This window comes from Escherichia sp. Marseille-Q3837 (assembly GCF_916618735.1).
In the GTDB taxonomy this organism is placed as follows: domain Bacteria; phylum Pseudomonadota; class Gammaproteobacteria; order Enterobacterales; family Enterobacteriaceae; genus Escherichia; species Escherichia ruysiae.
The window spans coordinates 136966-152274 of sequence record NZ_CAKAKC010000001.1; the positions used below are offsets into that span (position 1 = coordinate 136966).

Here is a 15309-nt window from a genome sequence, read left to right on the forward strand (position 1 = left end):
TCAACGCATTATTTTATCGCCGCGCGAAAGACCGACGACGCCGGAGCGGGCAACTTCAACAATTTTCGCCACATCGCGAATCGATGCTAAAAATGCGTCGAGTTTATCGCTGGTGCCTGCCAGTTGAACGGTATAAAGCGAAGGCGTGACATCAATGATTTGCCCACGAAATATTTCCGTATTGCGTTTCACTTCGTCACGTCCATAGCCGCTGGCCTGAATTTTCACCAGCATAATCTCCCGCTCAACGTGCGCGCCCTGCCCCAGCTCGCTCACGCGCAACACATCGACCAGCTTGTGTAATTGCTTTTCGATTTGCTCAAGCACTTTTTCATCGCCCACGGTCTGGATGGTCATACGCGATAATGTCGGATCGTCGGTTGGCGCAACGGTCAGGCTTTCAATGTTATAGCCACGCTGGGCAAAAAGGCCGATCACGCGGGATAACGCGCCTGATTCATTTTCGAGTAATACTGATAATATCCGGCGCATAATCAGGTTCTCTCCGTTTTGCTTAACCACATTTCATCCATTCCGCCCCCGCGAATCTGCATCGGATAAACGTGCTCACTGCCATCGACGGTGACATCAACAAATACCAGGCGATTATTTCGTACCTGTTCCAGCGCCTCGCCAAGTTTACTTTCCAGCTCATCCGGGCGCGAAATCTGGATACCAACATGACCATAGGCTTCTGCCAGGCGGACGAAATCTGGCAGAGATTGCATATAAGATTGTGAATGACGGCCGGAATAGATCATGTCCTGCCACTGTTTCACCATCCCCAGATAGCGGTTATTAAGATTCACCACCAGCACCGGAAGCTCGTATTGCAAGGCTGTAGACAGCTCCTGAATATTCATCTGAATACTGCCGTCGCCAGTAACGCAGACCACAGTTTCTTCCGGCAACGCCATTTTGACGCCCAGCGCCGCAGGTAAACCAAACCCCATGGTGCCGAGGCCACCGGAGTTGATCCAGCGACGCGGTTTGTCGAAAGGATAATAAAGTGCGGCGAACATCTGGTGCTGCCCGACGTCGGACGTAACGTAAGCGTCCCCCTTCGTCAGTCGCCAGAGCGTCTCTATCACCGCCTGCGGTTTAATCTTTTCGCTCTGAGTGTCGTATTTCAGGCACTGGCGAGCGCGCCACTGTTCAATTTTCTGCCACCAGTCGCGGATCTCATCCAGTGGTTGCGAAGACGTTTCTTGTGATAACAACTCCAGCATTTGATCCAACACCAGCCGCGCATCGCCAACGATCGGGATGTCGGCGGTCACGGTTTTTGAGATAGAGGTTGGATCAATATCAATATGTAACACCGTCGCATTCGGGCAGTACTTTGCCAGATTGTTAGTAGTGCGATCGTCAAAGCGTACACCAACCGCAAAAATGACATCGGCATTATGCATTGTCATATTGGCTTCGTAAGTGCCGTGCATTCCCAACATTCCCAGCGCCTGACGATGCGTTGCCGGAAACGCGCCTAATCCCATTAATGACGAGACGACAGGAAGATTAAGTTGCTCAATAATCTGTTTGAGTTGTTGATGGCAAGCCGCAGTCACTGCGCCACCGCCTACGTAAACGACCGGTTTTTTCGCCGCAGCCAGCGTTTGTAGTGCACGTTTAATCTGCCCTTTATGACCCAACGTTGTCGGGTTATACGAGCGCATACTGACCGATTCCGGCCAGACGTAAGGTAATTTGTTCGCCGGATTAAGAATATCTTTCGGTAAATCAACCACCACCGGACCAGGACGCCCGCTTGCCGCCAGCCAGAAAGCCTTTTTCAGCACCTGCGGAATGTCTTCCGTTTGCTTAACCAGAAAACTGTGTTTAACCACCGGCCGGGAAATTCCCACCATGTCACACTCCTGAAAGGCATCGTAACCTATCAGCGAGGTTGCCACCTGCCCGGAAAGGATAACCAGCGGAATGGAGTCCATATAGGCGGTGGCGATACCGGTAATTGCGTTGGTGGCTCCAGGACCCGATGTCACCAGCACAACGCCCACTTCTCCGGTCGCGCGCGCCAGGCCATCGGCCATATGTACCGCTGCCTGCTCATGACGAACTAATACGTGATCAATACCGCCCACGGTATGCAATGCATCGTAAATATCAAGGACCGCGCCTCCGGGATAACCGAATACTTGCTTAACGCCCTGATCGATAAGCGATCGGACGACCATCTCGGCTCCAGACAACATCTCCATGGCTTGCCTCACTGTTTGGCGGAAAAAATGTGTAAAACACATTAACCGTCCGATCTTGCTTAAGCAATTGACAAGCTGATTCACAAGCGTGAAGAAATAAGAATAAACAGGAGGAAAGGAGAAAATAAACGATAAAATAATCCAGAATGGCGGACAGAATTGATAATAAATCGGTCAAATTCGACCAGTTACAGCAATTTCTCTATTTTTTCATTATTTCTAAAATCAGGGCAAACATGTATTCAGAATAAAATTCTACATTTAATAAAAAATGCAGAATAAACCAGAATTACGCGCCTGATTTATTCTGCCTTTGTTTAACGTTTACAAATAGAGACTAATTGCTCTTCCATCCATTGATGGCCTTTATCACGCCCGGCAGCCTCATGCCAGGAGAGATAACAGGTTCTGCTATTTTGTTTTAATGGCAGCGGTAATACCTGTAACTCTAAGGACTCAGCGAACTCTTCAGCCAGCCAACGCGGCGCAATAGCAACCAGATGCGTTTGCGACACCACACTAAGAACGCTCATCATTGCCATGCCCTGATACGCGATACTGGCTTGCTTATCTACCGTGTCATACCACGGTTGACTAAATGACGCGAAACGATCAAGCGAAACCGCCGCATGTTGTTCGTTATAAACGTCATGTTTCAGTAATGGGCCTTTAATAGTCGGATGGTTCTTGCTGGCTACCAGCACCATTTCATCTTTAAATAATGGCACACTGGTAAATTCAGGACGATGGAAGTCTTCATAACTAATAACAAACTCCGTTTCCTGATAACGTAGCTGATGTTCGGTGTTCTGATTTAATGAAGACTTGAATATCACATGAATATTTGGCGCGATTTGCTCAATGTGATTATAAATCTGCGAGGTAAGAATGCTATCTAACGGGCTGCAAACGCAAAGATGGAATACACGTTCGCTGCTGGCCGGCTCAAAACCTGAACCTGGTAATTCATTTTGCACTAATTGCAGCGCCTGACGCACAGAGCCAAAAAGTTGAAAAGCGCGGGCAGTCGGTTGGATACCACGCCCATAACGAACAAAAAGCTCGTCATTAAACATCACCTTCAGGCGTGCAACAGCGTTACTGACCGCAGGTTGCGACATGCCCAGAACATGCGCGGCACGGGTAATGTTCTGCTCCTGCATCACGGCATCGAAAACGGTTAATAAGTTTAGATCGACCATGCGTAGCTGTGGCTTGCTTAACTCCGCAATTTCTGGATGATCTGTTTTTACCTCTGACATAGTTAACTCCACTGTCACACTTAACTCCCTTTCCCTTATTGGAATGCAGAGAAATAATCCTGAAAAATATGATTTACCATGCATATAAAATAAGAAAAAGAAAAATGCGTAAAATTAGGAAAACATAAAGATACGGGTTCTGATAAAAACAGAATCCATTGCCGTGCGAAGAGTCATTCACCACAGCATAATAATCCATAATGTTTTTGTTGCGAAAACAATCTAATCATAAGCTCCGCGAATACTCAATCATCCAAAAAATGGATTAAACGTGCGTATTTAATAATTAATTTATATATTTGATGCATTAATTCTTAACATTAATCGATCAATAATATTCATAAAATCAATATCAAAACATTCACTCAAAATATAATTCAATACAAATCATCAGGATAGATAGGGTAAAGAATAAATTTCCCTCCTTCTTACCTCATTGATTAAATGCCATAAATTATTCTGAAGTATGTCCACCAATGAAAGGTATGTGTTGTTAAGCAGAAATTAATATCGACTGTTTTAACCCGCGCAGCACAATTAGCTAATTCAACTCATGCAGAACTCACGCTGACGGGACGTTTTTGTTGCGTCAGGGTTGACATCCGTTTTTGTATCCAGTAACTCTAAAAGCATATCGCATTCATCTGGAGCTGATTTAATGACTCACATCGTTCGCTTTATCGGTCTACTACTACTAAACGCATCTTCTTTGCGCGGTAGACGAGTGAGCGGCATTCAGCATTAAGCCAGCACGCAGTCAAACAAAAAACCCGCGCCATTGCGCGGGTTTTTTTATGCCCGAAGCGAGGCGCTCTAAAAGAGATAAGGACCCAAACCATGAGCCAGCAAGTCATTATTTTCGATACCACATTGCGCGACGGTGAACAGGCGTTACAGGCAAGCTTGAGTGTGAAAGAAAAACTGCAAATTGCGCTGGGTCTTGAGCGTATGGGGGTTGACGTGATGGAAGTTGGTTTCCCCGTCTCTTCGCCGGGCGATTTTGAATCGGTGCAAACCATCGCCCGCCAGATCAAAAATAGCCGCGTATGTGCGTTAGCCCGCTGCGTGGAAAAAGATATCGACGTGGCGGCCGAATCCCTGAAAGTCGCCGAAGCCTTCCGTATTCATACCTTTATTGCTACCTCCCCAATGCACATCGCCACCAAGCTGCGCAGTACGCTGGATGAGGTTATCGAACGTGCTATTTATATGGTGAAACGCGCACGTAATTACACTGATGACGTTGAGTTTTCTTGTGAAGATGCCGGACGCACACCGATTGCCGACCTGGCGCGAGTGGTCGAAGCGGCAATTAACGCCGGCGCCACCACCATCAACATTCCGGATACCGTGGGCTACACCATGCCGTTTGAGTTCGCCGGAATCATCAGCGGCCTGTATGAACGTGTACCGAACATCGATAAAGCCATTATTTCCGTGCATACCCACGACGACTTAGGCCTGGCGGTCGGCAACTCACTGGCGGCGGTACATGCCGGAGCGCGGCAGGTAGAAGGCGCGATGAACGGGATCGGCGAGCGTGCCGGTAACTGTTCGCTGGAAGAAGTGATCATGGCGATTAAGGTACGTAAGGATATTCTCAACGTCCACACCGCCATTAATCACCAGGAAATATGGCGCACCAGCCAGCTAGTTAGCCAGATTTGTAATATGCCGATCCCGGCAAACAAAGCCATTGTCGGCAGCGGTGCGTTCGCACACTCCTCAGGTATTCACCAGGATGGTGTGCTGAAAAACCGCGAAAACTACGAAATCATGACACCAGAATCTATTGGTCTGAACCAAATCCAGTTGAATTTGACCTCTCGTTCCGGTCGTGCGGCGGTGAAACACCGCATGGATGAGATGGGATATAAAGAAAGTGAATATAATTTAGACAACCTGTACGACGCGTTCCTGAAACTGGCAGATAAGAAAGGTCAGGTGTTTGATTACGACCTGGAGGCGCTGGCCTTCATCGGTAAACAGCAAGAAGAACCGGAGCATTTCCGTCTGGATTACTTCAGCGTGCAGTCTGGCTCTAACGATATCGCCACCGCCGCCGTCAAACTGGTCTGTGGCGAGGAAGTAAAAGCGGAAGCCGCCAACGGCAACGGCCCGGTCGATGCCGTCTACCAGGCAATTAACCGCATCACTGACTACAACGTCGAACTGGTGAAATACAGCCTGACCGCCAAAGGTCACGGTAAAGATGCGCTGGGTCAGGTGGATATTGTCGCCAACTACAATGGTCGCCGCTTCCACGGCGTCGGCCTGGCCACTGATATTGTCGAGTCCTCCGCCAAAGCGATGGTACACGTGCTGAACAATATCTGGCGCGCCGCAGAAGTCGAAAAAGAGTTGCAACGCAAAGCTCAACACAACGAAAACAACAAGGAAACCGTGTGATGTCGAAGAATTATCATATTGCCGTATTGCCCGGAGATGGGATCGGGCCGGAAGTGATGACCCAGGCGCTGAAAGTGCTGGACGCCGTGCGCAACCGCTTTGCGATGCGCATCACCACCAGCCATTACGATGTAGGCGGCGCAGCCATTGATAACCACGGGCAACCACTGCCGCCTGCGACGGTTGAAGGTTGTGAGCAAGCCGATGCTGTGCTGTTTGGCTCAGTTGGTGGCCCGAAGTGGGAACATTTACCACCAGACCAGCAACCGGAACGCGGCGCGCTGTTGCCTTTGCGTAAGCACTTCAAATTATTCAGCAACCTGCGTCCGGCAAAACTGTATCAGGGACTGGAAGCGTTCTGCCCGCTGCGAGCAGACATTGCCGCTAACGGCTTCGACATCCTGTGCGTGCGCGAACTGACCGGCGGCATCTATTTCGGTCAGCCCAAAGGCCGCGAAGGTAGCGGACAATATGAAAAAGCGTTTGATACCGAGGTGTATCACCGTTTTGAGATCGAGCGTATCGCTCGCATCGCGTTTGAATCTGCCCGCAAGCGTCGCCACAAAGTGACGTCGATCGATAAAGCCAACGTGCTGCAATCCTCTATTTTATGGCGGGAGATCGTTAACGAGATCGCCATTGAATATCCGGATGTCGAACTGGCGCATATGTACATCGACAATGCCACCATGCAGCTGATTAAAGATCCATCGCAGTTTGACGTTCTGCTGTGCTCCAACCTGTTTGGCGACATTCTTTCTGATGAGTGCGCGATGATCACTGGCTCGATGGGGATGTTGCCTTCCGCCAGCCTGAACGAACAAGGTTTTGGACTGTATGAACCGGCGGGCGGCTCGGCACCAGATATCGCAGGCAAAAATATCGCCAACCCGATTGCGCAAATTCTGTCACTGGCGCTGCTGCTGCGCTACAGCCTGGATGCCGATGATGCGGCTTCCGCCATTGAACGCGCCATTAACCGCGCATTAGAAGAAGGCATTCGCACCGGGGATTTAGCCCGTGGCGCTGCCGCCGTTAGTACCGATGAAATGGGCGATATCATTGCCCGCTATGTGGCTGAAGGGGTGTAATCATGGCTAAGACGTTATACGAAAAATTGTTCGACGCTCACGTAGTCTACGAAGCTGAAAACGAAACCCCTCTGTTATATATCGACCGCCATCTGGTACATGAAGTGACCTCACCGCAGGCGTTCGATGGCCTGCGCGCCCACGGCCGCCCGGTGCGTCAGCCAGGTAAAACCTTCGCCACCATGGATCACAACGTCTCTACCCAGACCAAAGACATTAATGCCTGCGGTGAAATGGCGCGCATCCAGATGCAGGAACTGATCAAAAACTGCAAAGAGTTTGGCGTTGAGCTGTATGACCTGAATCACCCGTATCAGGGAATCGTCCACGTGATGGGGCCAGAACAGGGTGTCACCTTGCCGGGGATGACCATTGTTTGCGGTGACTCACATACCGCCACTCACGGCGCGTTTGGCGCACTGGCGTTTGGTATCGGTACTTCCGAAGTTGAACACGTACTGGCAACGCAAACCCTGAAACAGGGTCGTGCGAAGACCATGAAAATTGAAGTCCAGGGCAAAGCTGCGCCTGGCATTACCGCGAAAGATATCGTGCTGGCGATCATCGGTAAAACCGGCAGCGCAGGCGGCACCGGGCATGTGGTGGAGTTTTGCGGCGAAGCAATCCGTGATTTAAGCATGGAAGGCCGCATGACTCTGTGCAATATGGCAATCGAAATGGGTGCGAAAGCTGGTCTGGTTGCGCCGGACGAAACCACCTTTAACTATGTCAAAGGCCGTCTTCATGCGCCGAAAGGCAAAGATTTCGACGACGCCGTCGCCTACTGGAAAACCCTGCAAACCGACGAAGGCGCAACTTTCGATACCGTTATCACTCTGCAAGCAGAAGAGATAGCCCCACAGGTGACCTGGGGAACTAACCCAGGACAGGTGATCTCCGTTAACGAGAATATCCCTGATCCCGCTTCGTTTGCCGATCCGGTTGAACGCGCGTCGGCAGAAAAAGCGTTGGCCTATATGGGACTGAAACCGGGTATTCCGCTGACCGAAGTGGCTATCGACAAAGTGTTTATCGGCTCCTGTACCAACTCACGTATTGAAGATTTACGCGCGGCGGCGCAAATCGCCAAAGGCCGGAAAGTCGCGCCAGGCGTACAGGCACTGGTGGTTCCCGGCTCCGGTCCGGTAAAAGCCCAGGCAGAAGCAGAAGGTCTGGACAAAATCTTTATTGAAGCCGGTTTTGAATGGCGCTTGCCTGGCTGCTCAATGTGTCTGGCGATGAACAACGACCGTCTGAATCCGGGCGAGCGTTGTGCCTCTACCAGCAACCGTAACTTTGAAGGCCGCCAGGGGCGCGGCGGGCGCACGCATCTGGTCAGCCCGGCAATGGCGGCCGCCGCTGCCGTGACCGGACATTTCGCCGACATTCGCAACATCAAATAAGGAGCACACTATGGCAGAGAAATTTATCAAACACACAGGCCTGGTGGTTCCGCTGGATGCCGCCAATGTCGATACCGATGCGATTATCCCGAAACAGTTTTTGCAGAAAGTGACGCGCACTGGTTTTGGCGCGCATCTGTTTAACGACTGGCGTTTTCTCGATGAAAAAGGCCAACAGCCAAACCCGGACTTTGTGCTGAACTTCCCGCAATATCAAGGGGCTTCCATTTTGCTGGCGCGAGAAAACTTCGGCTGCGGTTCCTCGCGTGAGCACGCGCCGTGGGCGTTGACCGATTACGGTTTTAAAGTGGTGATTGCGCCGAGTTTCGCCGATATCTTTTACGGCAACAGCTTTAATAACCAGTTGCTGCCGGTGAAATTAAGCGATGAAGAAGTGGACGAGCTGTTTGCCCTGGTGAAAGCCAATCCGGGGATTCACTTCGATGTGGATCTGGAGGCGCAAGAGGTGAAAGCGGGAGAGAAAACCTATCGCTTTACCATCGATGCCTTCCGCCGCCACTGCATGATGAATGGTCTGGACAGCATCGGTCTGACCCTGCAGCACGACGACGCCATTGCGGCTTATGAAGAGAAGCAACCGGCGTTTATGCGTTAGTTTGTACACCGTCCGGCACTCAATCGCTAAAAAGAAAAAAGCCAGCAGGTATTCACTGCTGGCGTGGCGATTAACACCAATACTCAGTCACACATGATGTCTGCAAATCAGTAGTCAGAATCACTCCCCTCCCACTGCATCTTGTTCTTCAGGCATAGCTAAACGTTGTAGAACGCTTAACCCGCGAAGCCAGCACATCTTCTCTGTCACGATAAAATAGTGCCGCTAAAACTGACGCATGGGATACCTCATTGCTTCATCGTTAAGAATTATTGACTTAATATAGGGAAAATAAAATTGCTGACTTTTGCGCAGGAGTTCCCCTTTTATGCCATCTGCTCGTCTGCAACAACAGTTCATCCGCCTGTGGCAATGCTGTGAGGGTAAATCTCAGGAGACAACGCTGAACGAACTGGCGGAGTTATTGAGCTGCTCCCGTCGTCATATGCGCACCCTGCTCAACACCATGCAGGATCGCGGCTGGCTGACGTGGGAAGCGGAAGTCGGGCGCGGCAAACGCTCGCGTTTAACGTTCCTCTATACCGGGCTGGCGCTACAACAACAGCGGGCAGAGGATCTGCTGGAGCAGGATCGCATCGACCAACTGGTACAACTTGTCGGTGATAAAACCGCCGTGCGGCAAATGCTGGTTTCTCATCTGGGGCGTAGCTTCCGCCAGGGACGGCACATCCTGCGCGTCCTCTACTATCGTCCGTTGCGCAACCTGCTGCCTGGCAGCGCATTACGCCGTTCCGAAACGCATATCGCCCGGCAAATCTTCAGCGCGTTAACCCGCATAAATGAGGAAAATGGGGAACTGGAAGCGGACATCGCCCACCACTGGCAACAAATTTCCCCGCTTCACTGGCGCTTCTTTTTACGTCCGGGTGTCCATTTTCATCATGGTCGTGAACTGGAAATGGACGACGTGATCGCCTCATTGAAACGGATCAATACGCTGCCGCTCTATTCGCATATTGCTGAAATTGTATCGCCGACGCCCTGGACGCTGGATATCCATCTCACGCAGCCAGACCGCTGGTTGCCGTTACTGCTGGGGCAAGTTCCGGCGATGATCCTGCCGCGTGAATGGGAAAACCTCAGCAACTTTGCCAGCCATCCCATCGGCACCGGTCCGTATGCGGTAATGCGTAACAGCGCCAATCAACTGAAAATTCAGGCATTCGATGACTTCTTCGGTTATCGCGCGCTAATCGACGAGGTTAACGTCTGGGTCTTGCCGGAAATTGCCGACGAGCCAGCCGGAGGGCTGATGCTGAAAGGACCACAGGGCGAGGAAAAAGAGATTGAAAGCCGTCTGGAGGAAGGTTGCTACTATTTACTGTTCGACAGCCGCACCCATCGCGGGGCGAATCAGCAAGTCAGAAACTGGGTAAGCTATGTACTTTCTCCTACCAATCTGGTTTATTTCGCCGAGGAACAGTACCAGCAACTGTGGTTCCCGGCTTATGGAATGCTCCCCCGCTGGCACCATGCCCGCCCGACACATTGCGAAAAACCAGCCGGACTGGAACATCTCACCCTGACCTTTTACCAGGATCATATTGAACATCGGGTCATTGCCAGGATCATGCAGCAGATTCTGGCAAGTCACCATGTCACGCTGGAAATCAAAGAGATCAGCTACGATCAGTGGCACGAAGGTGAGATCGAAAGCGACATCTGGCTTAACAGCGCCAACTTTACGCTACCGCTAGATTTTTCGCTGTTCGCGCACTTGTGCGAGGTGCCGTTGCTACAACACTGTATTCAGATCGACTGGCAAGCCGACGCCGCCCGCTGGCGCAATGGCGAGATGAATCTGGCGAACTGGTGCCAGCAACTGGTCGCCAGCAAAGCAATGGTGCCGCTGATCCATCACTGGCTGATTATTCAGGGGCAACGCAGTATGCGCGGCCTGCGCATGAATACCCTCGGTTGGTTCGATTTTAAATCGGCGTGGTTTGCGCCGCCGGATCCATGATTGCTGGTTGATAACAAAATCACTACACTAACGCCGTTCTCAACGGGGTGCCACGCAGACGCGTGCGCTGAGAAAATACCCGTCGAACCTGATCCGGATAACGCCGGCGAAGGGATTTGAGGCTCCTTCTCAAGTCCTTTGCCACTCTTTTTTGAGGTGCAAAGTGTTAAAAAAATGTCTTCCCCTGCTGTTGCTGTGCACAGCGCCCGTTTTCGCTAAACCCGTTCTGACTGTTTATACCTACGACTCCTTCGCCGCCGACTGGGGGCCTGGTCCGGTGGTTAAAAAAGCCTTTGAAGCCGACTGTAACTGCGAACTGAAACTGGTGGCGCTGGAAGATGGTGTTTCGCTTCTCAACCGTTTACGGATGGAAGGCAAAAACAGCAAAGCCGATGTGGTGCTGGGGCTGGATAACAACCTGTTAGATGCCGCCAGCAAAACCGGACTGTTTGCCAAAAGCGGCGTGGCAGCCGATGCCGTTAACGTTCCCGGCGGCTGGAATAATGACACTTTCGTACCATTTGATTACGGCTACTTCGCCTTCGTCTATGACAAGAACAAACTAAAAAATCCGCCGCAAAGCCTGAAAGAGCTGGTTGAGAGCGATCAGAACTGGCGAGTGATTTATGAAGATCCGCGTACCAGTACGCCGGGGCTGGGTCTGCTGTTGTGGATGCAAAAAGTCTATGGCAATAACGCCCCGCAAGCCTGGCAGAAGCTGGCGAAGAAAACCGTCACGGTCACCAAAGGCTGGAGCGAAGCCTACGGCCTGTTTTTAAAAGGCGAAAGCGATCTGGTACTGAGTTACACCACCTCTCCGGCTTATCACATTCTCGAAGAGAAGAAAGATAACTACGCCGCTGCGAACTTCAGCGAAGGTCACTATCTGCAAGTGGAAGTCGCCGCCCGCACCGCTGCCAGCAAGCAGCCGGAGCTGGCGCAAAAGTTCCTTCAGTTTATGGTTTCTCCGGCTTTCCAGAATGCGATCCCAACCGGCAACTGGATGTATCCGGTGGCAAACGTCGCGCTGCCTGCCGGATTTGAACAACTGACCAAACCAGCAACCACGCTGGAATTCACGCCAGCCGAAGTGGCGGCACAACGTCAGGCATGGATTAGCGAATGGCAACGCGCCGTCAGCCGTTAATTCCCGGCTGGTTAATTCCAGGCGTAAGCGCCGCCACGCTGGTGGTAGCGGTTGCGCTGGCGGCGTTTCTCGCCCTGTGGTGGAACGCGCCGCAGGGTGACTGGGCGACAATCTGGCAGGACAGCTACCTGTGGCATGTGGTGCGCTTCTCCTTCTGGCAGGCGTTTCTCTCGGCGCTGCTCTCTGTCGTGCCCGCGATATTCCTTGCCCGCGCGCTCTATCGCAGGCGCTTTCCGGGTCGGCTGACGCTGTTACGTCTGTGCGCAATGACCTTGATCCTGCCGGTGCTGGTCGCCGTTTTCGGCATTCTTAGCGTCTATGGTCGCCAGGGCTGGCTGGCCTCGCTCTGCCAATCGCTTGGTCTCGAGTGGACCTTTTCGCCCTACGGCCTGCAAGGCATTTTGCTGGCGCACGTATTTTTTAATCTGCCGATGGCGAGCCGCTTATTACTTCAGGCACTGGAAAATATTCCCGGCGAGCAGCGCCAACTTGCCGCCCAGCTTGGGATGCGTGGCTGGCACTTCTTTCGTTTCGTCGAATGGCCGTGGTTACGGCGACAAATCCCGCCGGTTGCTGCGCTTATCTTTATGCTCTGTTTCGCCAGCTTCGCCACCGTACTGTCGCTGGGCGGCGGGCCACAGGCGACCACTATCGAGCTGGCAATCTATCAGGCGCTGAGTTACGACTACGATCCCGCCCGCGCGGCGATGCTGGCGCTGATCCAGATGGTGTGCTGCCTTGGGCTGGTGCTGTTGAGTCAGCGATTAAGTAAGGCCATTGCGCCCGGCACCACGATGCTGCAAGGCTGGCGCGACCCGGACGATCGTCTGCATAGCCGCATTTGCGACACTGTGTTGATTGTGCTGGCGCTGCTGCTGTTGCTGCCACCGTTACTGGCGGTGATCGTCGATGGGGTAAATCGCCAGCTACCGGAAGTGCTGACGCAACCGGTGCTGTGGCAGGCGCTGTGGACCTCGTTGCGTATTGCGCTGGCGGCAGGCGTATTGTGCGTGGTGCTGACCATGATGCTGCTGTGGAGCAGTCGCGAACTGCGGGCGCGGCAAAAAATACTGGCGGGTCAGGCGCTGGAGATGAGCGGCATGTTGATCCTCGCCATGCCGGGTATTGTACTGGCAACGGGTTTCTTTTTGCTGCTCAACAATACGACTGGCCTGCCACAATCTGCTGACGGCATTGTGATTTTCACCAATGCGTTAATGGCGATCCCTTACGCGCTGAAGGTGCTGGAAAATCCGATGCGCGATATCACCACCCGCTACAGCATGTTGTGTCAGTCGCTGGGCATTGAAGGCTGGTCGCGCTTAAAAGTGGTCGAGTTTCGCGCGCTGAAACGCCCGCTGGCGCAGGCGTTGGCCTTTGCCTGCGTGCTGTCGATTGGTGATTTTGGCGTGGTGGCGTTGTTCGGTAACGACGATTTCCGCACCCTGCCGTTTTATCTCTACCAGCAAATTGGCTCTTATCGCAGCCAGGACGGTGCGGTCACCGCGTTAATTCTGCTGCTGCTCTGTTTTCTGCTGTTTACCGTGATTGAAAAACTACCGGGGCGAAATGTTAAAACTGACTGATATCACCTGGCTTTACCACCATTTGCCGATGCGTTTTAGCTTAACGGTGGAACGCGGCGAGCAGGTGGCGATCCTCGGGCCAAGCGGCGCAGGTAAAAGTACCCTGCTGAATTTGATCGCCGGTTTTCTGACGCCAGCCAGCGGTTCGCTGACTATCGACGGCGTTGAGCACACCACGACGCCGCCGTCACGCCGTCCGGTGTCAATGCTGTTTCAGGAAAACAACCTGTTCAGTCACCTGAAGGTAGCGCAGAACATCGGGCTGGGGCTAAATCCGGGATTGAAGTTGAACGCGGTACAACAGGAGAAAATGCACGCTATCGCCCGTCAGATGGGGATTGATAATTTAATGGCGCGGTTGCCTGGCGAGCTTTCCGGCGGTCAGCGGCAGCGCGTAGCGTTAGCGCGTTGTCTGGTACGCGAACAGCCGATTTTATTGCTTGATGAACCGTTCTCCGCGCTCGATCCGGCGTTACGTCAGGAGATGTTGACGCTGGTGAGCACGAGCTGCCAGCAGCAAAAAATGACGCTGTTGATGGTATCGCACAGTGTGGAAGATGCGGCGCGGATCGCCACGCGCTCGGTGGTGGTCGCCGACGGGCGCATCGCCTGGCAGGGTAAGACTGATGAGTTGTTGAGCGGTAAGGCGAGTGCTTCGGCGCTGTTGGGAATTACAGGTTAAAAGCGCACGGACAGTCCCCTCGCCCCTCTGGGGAGAGGGTTAGGGTGAGGGGAACAAACCAGTGCCGGTGCGAACTATCCCCTAAACCCCAACCACTTTACGCAAAATATCGATATACACCGGCATCAACGGATGGCGAATTAACACCACCAGCGCCACCACGCCAGTGGCAGATATCAACGGTGTCAGCCACAACAAATGACCACGCGACAAATAATGACTTAAACGGTCAGTTGCTTTACCGCTGCGCCATAACCGCCAACACAGCCAGCCGCCAACCCACAAAAACACCGCCGTCGCCAGCAACAGCCACTTAAACTCACCGCTCTGCATTCCGGCAGGAATATCAATCGCCGCGCCCGCCAGAATCCCCGGCAGGAAGTAAAACGGCGGCCACAACAAACAGCCGATAATATTTGGCGTGATAAATTTCGCCACCGGCAGATCCAGCATCCCCGCCACCATTGGCACCAGCGGACGCGTCGGGCCGACAAAACGACCGACCAGAATGGTGAACATGCTGTGCTGATGCAGCGCATGTTCGGTTTTGTCGAGTAGTGCTTTGTTTTTCTTCAGAAATGACCAACGATGCAACGGCTTTTTAAAACGCCAGCCCAGCCAGAAGGAGATCCAGTCGCCCATCAGGCAGCCAATAATCCCTGCCAGCCAGGCGTGCCAGAAACTTAACTCGCCACTGCCAATCAGCGCCCCCAGCCCCGCCATCAGCACCGTACCGGGTAGAATCAACCCGACCAGCGCCAGCGACTCCAGAAAAGCCACCAATAACACCGCCATCAATGAGTACACGGTGGATTGGGTAATAAAGTGTTCCAGCAATGCTTGCATAATGTGCCTGTCAAAGGGACGAAGCAGGGATTCTGCAAACCCATTGCCACTCCGTCAAGCCATC

13 protein-coding genes, 1 pseudogene and 1 riboswitch are annotated in these 15309 nt (G+C 52.5%); of the genes and pseudogenes, 9 read left to right on the top strand and 5 right to left on the bottom strand.

The features are described 5' to 3' along the window. The 3 genes from ilvN to leuO form a co-directional block, all read right to left on the bottom strand. Entirely contained in the window at positions 1-492 is a 492-nt protein-coding gene (ilvN, locus tag LG381_RS00620; protein ID WP_010355142.1) for an acetolactate synthase small subunit, read from the bottom strand. A 2-nt stretch (positions 493-494) separates the two neighbouring features. Further along, entirely contained in the window at positions 495-2219 is a 1725-nt protein-coding gene (gene ilvI, locus LG381_RS00625) for an acetolactate synthase 3 large subunit (RefSeq protein ID WP_225761905.1), read from the bottom strand. A 317-nt stretch (positions 2220-2536) separates the two neighbouring features. Beyond that, the gene (leuO, locus tag LG381_RS00630; RefSeq protein WP_010345415.1) at positions 2537-3481 is read right to left on the bottom strand and encodes a transcriptional regulator LeuO; all 945 of its coding nucleotides are present in this window, start codon (positions 3479-3481) and stop codon (positions 2537-2539) included. 658 nt (positions 3482-4139) lie between these two features. On the opposite strand from leuO, the gene leuL reads away from it, so the two are divergent. From leuL to leuD, 5 genes are all read left to right on the top strand, one after another. Next, positions 4140-4226, top strand: coding sequence for a leu operon leader peptide (gene leuL, locus LG381_RS00635; protein ID WP_001300467.1), 87 nt, complete (start codon positions 4140-4142; stop codon positions 4224-4226). A 92-nt stretch (positions 4227-4318) separates the two neighbouring features. After that, positions 4319-5890 carry a 2-isopropylmalate synthase gene (leuA, locus tag LG381_RS00640; protein ID WP_000082869.1) on the top strand — a complete coding sequence of 524 codons (1572 nt, stop codon included), beginning with the start codon at positions 4319-4321 and terminating at the stop codon, positions 5888-5890. Continuing rightward, on the top strand, positions 5890-6981 hold the full coding sequence (leuB, locus tag LG381_RS00645) for a 3-isopropylmalate dehydrogenase (RefSeq protein WP_000042349.1): 1092 nt from the start codon (positions 5890-5892) through the stop codon (positions 6979-6981). Before leuA ends, leuB begins: the two co-directional genes overlap by 1 nt. Positions 6982-6983: 2 nt before the next feature. After that, complete coding sequence (gene leuC / locus LG381_RS00650; protein ID WP_137325532.1) at positions 6984-8384, top strand: 3-isopropylmalate dehydratase large subunit; 1401 nt, start codon at positions 6984-6986, stop codon at positions 8382-8384. A 10-nt stretch (positions 8385-8394) separates the two neighbouring features. Continuing rightward, positions 8395-9000, top strand: coding sequence for a 3-isopropylmalate dehydratase small subunit (leuD, locus tag LG381_RS00655; protein WP_000818244.1), 606 nt, complete (start codon positions 8395-8397; stop codon positions 8998-9000). Positions 9001-9107: 107 nt separating this feature from the next. Here the strand turns inward: leuD and LG381_RS22420 are convergent. Then, a pseudogene (locus LG381_RS22420) lies at positions 9108-9213 on the bottom strand (glucose uptake inhibitor SgrT). A gap of 115 nt (positions 9214-9328) precedes the next feature. Between LG381_RS22420 and sgrR the strand changes: the two are divergent. The 4 genes from sgrR (at position 9329) to thiQ (ending at position 14399) form a co-directional block, all read left to right on the top strand. Further along, positions 9329-10984 (top strand): DNA-binding transcriptional regulator SgrR, encoded by a 1656-nt coding sequence (sgrR, locus tag LG381_RS00660; protein ID WP_175118993.1) that lies wholly within the window; start codon positions 9329-9331, stop codon positions 10982-10984. A 33-nt stretch (positions 10985-11017) separates the two neighbouring features. Continuing rightward, a riboswitch (TPP riboswitch) is annotated at positions 11018-11117 on the top strand. A gap of 30 nt (positions 11118-11147) precedes the next feature. Then, the gene (gene thiB, locus LG381_RS00665) at positions 11148-12131 is read left to right on the top strand and encodes a thiamine ABC transporter substrate binding subunit (protein WP_024212615.1); all 984 of its coding nucleotides are present in this window, start codon (positions 11148-11150) and stop codon (positions 12129-12131) included. Next, a complete protein-coding gene (gene thiP, locus LG381_RS00670; protein WP_225761906.1) occupies positions 12107-13717 on the top strand; it encodes a thiamine/thiamine pyrophosphate ABC transporter permease ThiP in 1611 nt (536 codons plus the stop codon). Before thiB ends, thiP begins: the two co-directional genes overlap by 25 nt. Further along, complete coding sequence (gene thiQ / locus LG381_RS00675) at positions 13701-14399, top strand: thiamine ABC transporter ATP-binding protein ThiQ (RefSeq protein ID WP_105290137.1); 699 nt, start codon at positions 13701-13703, stop codon at positions 14397-14399. The genes thiP and thiQ overlap by 17 nt, the downstream gene beginning before the upstream one ends. An 81-nt stretch (positions 14400-14480) precedes the next feature. On the opposite strand, the gene LG381_RS00680 is transcribed toward thiQ, so the two are convergent. Next, positions 14481-15245, bottom strand: coding sequence for a VTT domain-containing protein (locus LG381_RS00680; RefSeq protein ID WP_001148380.1), 765 nt, complete (start codon positions 15243-15245; stop codon positions 14481-14483). Positions 15246-15309: the final 64 nt, after the last annotated feature.

Bases quoted from the DNA above. Each gene is read 5' to 3' on its own strand.
- ilvN (WP_010355142.1), bottom strand. From the start codon at position 492: ATGCGCCGGATATTATCAGTATTACTCGAAAATGAATCAGGCGCGTTA.
- ilvI (WP_225761905.1), bottom strand. From the start codon at position 2,219: ATGGAGATGTTGTCTGGAGCCGAGATGGTCGTCCGATCGCTTATCGAT.
- leuO (WP_010345415.1), bottom strand. From the start codon at position 3,481: ATGTCAGAGGTAAAAACAGATCATCCAGAAATTGCGGAGTTAAGCAAG.
- leuL (WP_001300467.1), top strand. From the start codon at position 4,140: ATGACTCACATCGTTCGCTTTATCGGTCTACTACTACTAAACGCATCT.
- leuA (WP_000082869.1), top strand. From the start codon at position 4,319: ATGAGCCAGCAAGTCATTATTTTCGATACCACATTGCGCGACGGTGAA.
- leuB (WP_000042349.1), top strand. From the start codon at position 5,890: ATGTCGAAGAATTATCATATTGCCGTATTGCCCGGAGATGGGATCGGG.
- leuC (WP_137325532.1), top strand. From the start codon at position 6,984: ATGGCTAAGACGTTATACGAAAAATTGTTCGACGCTCACGTAGTCTAC.
- leuD (WP_000818244.1), top strand. From the start codon at position 8,395: ATGGCAGAGAAATTTATCAAACACACAGGCCTGGTGGTTCCGCTGGAT.
- sgrR (WP_175118993.1), top strand. From the start codon at position 9,329: ATGCCATCTGCTCGTCTGCAACAACAGTTCATCCGCCTGTGGCAATGC.
- thiP (WP_225761906.1), top strand. From the start codon at position 12,107: ATGGCAACGCGCCGTCAGCCGTTAATTCCCGGCTGGTTAATTCCAGGC.
- thiQ (WP_105290137.1), top strand. From the start codon at position 13,701: ATGTTAAAACTGACTGATATCACCTGGCTTTACCACCATTTGCCGATG.
- LG381_RS00680 (WP_001148380.1), bottom strand. From the start codon at position 15,245: ATGCAAGCATTGCTGGAACACTTTATTACCCAATCCACCGTGTACTCA.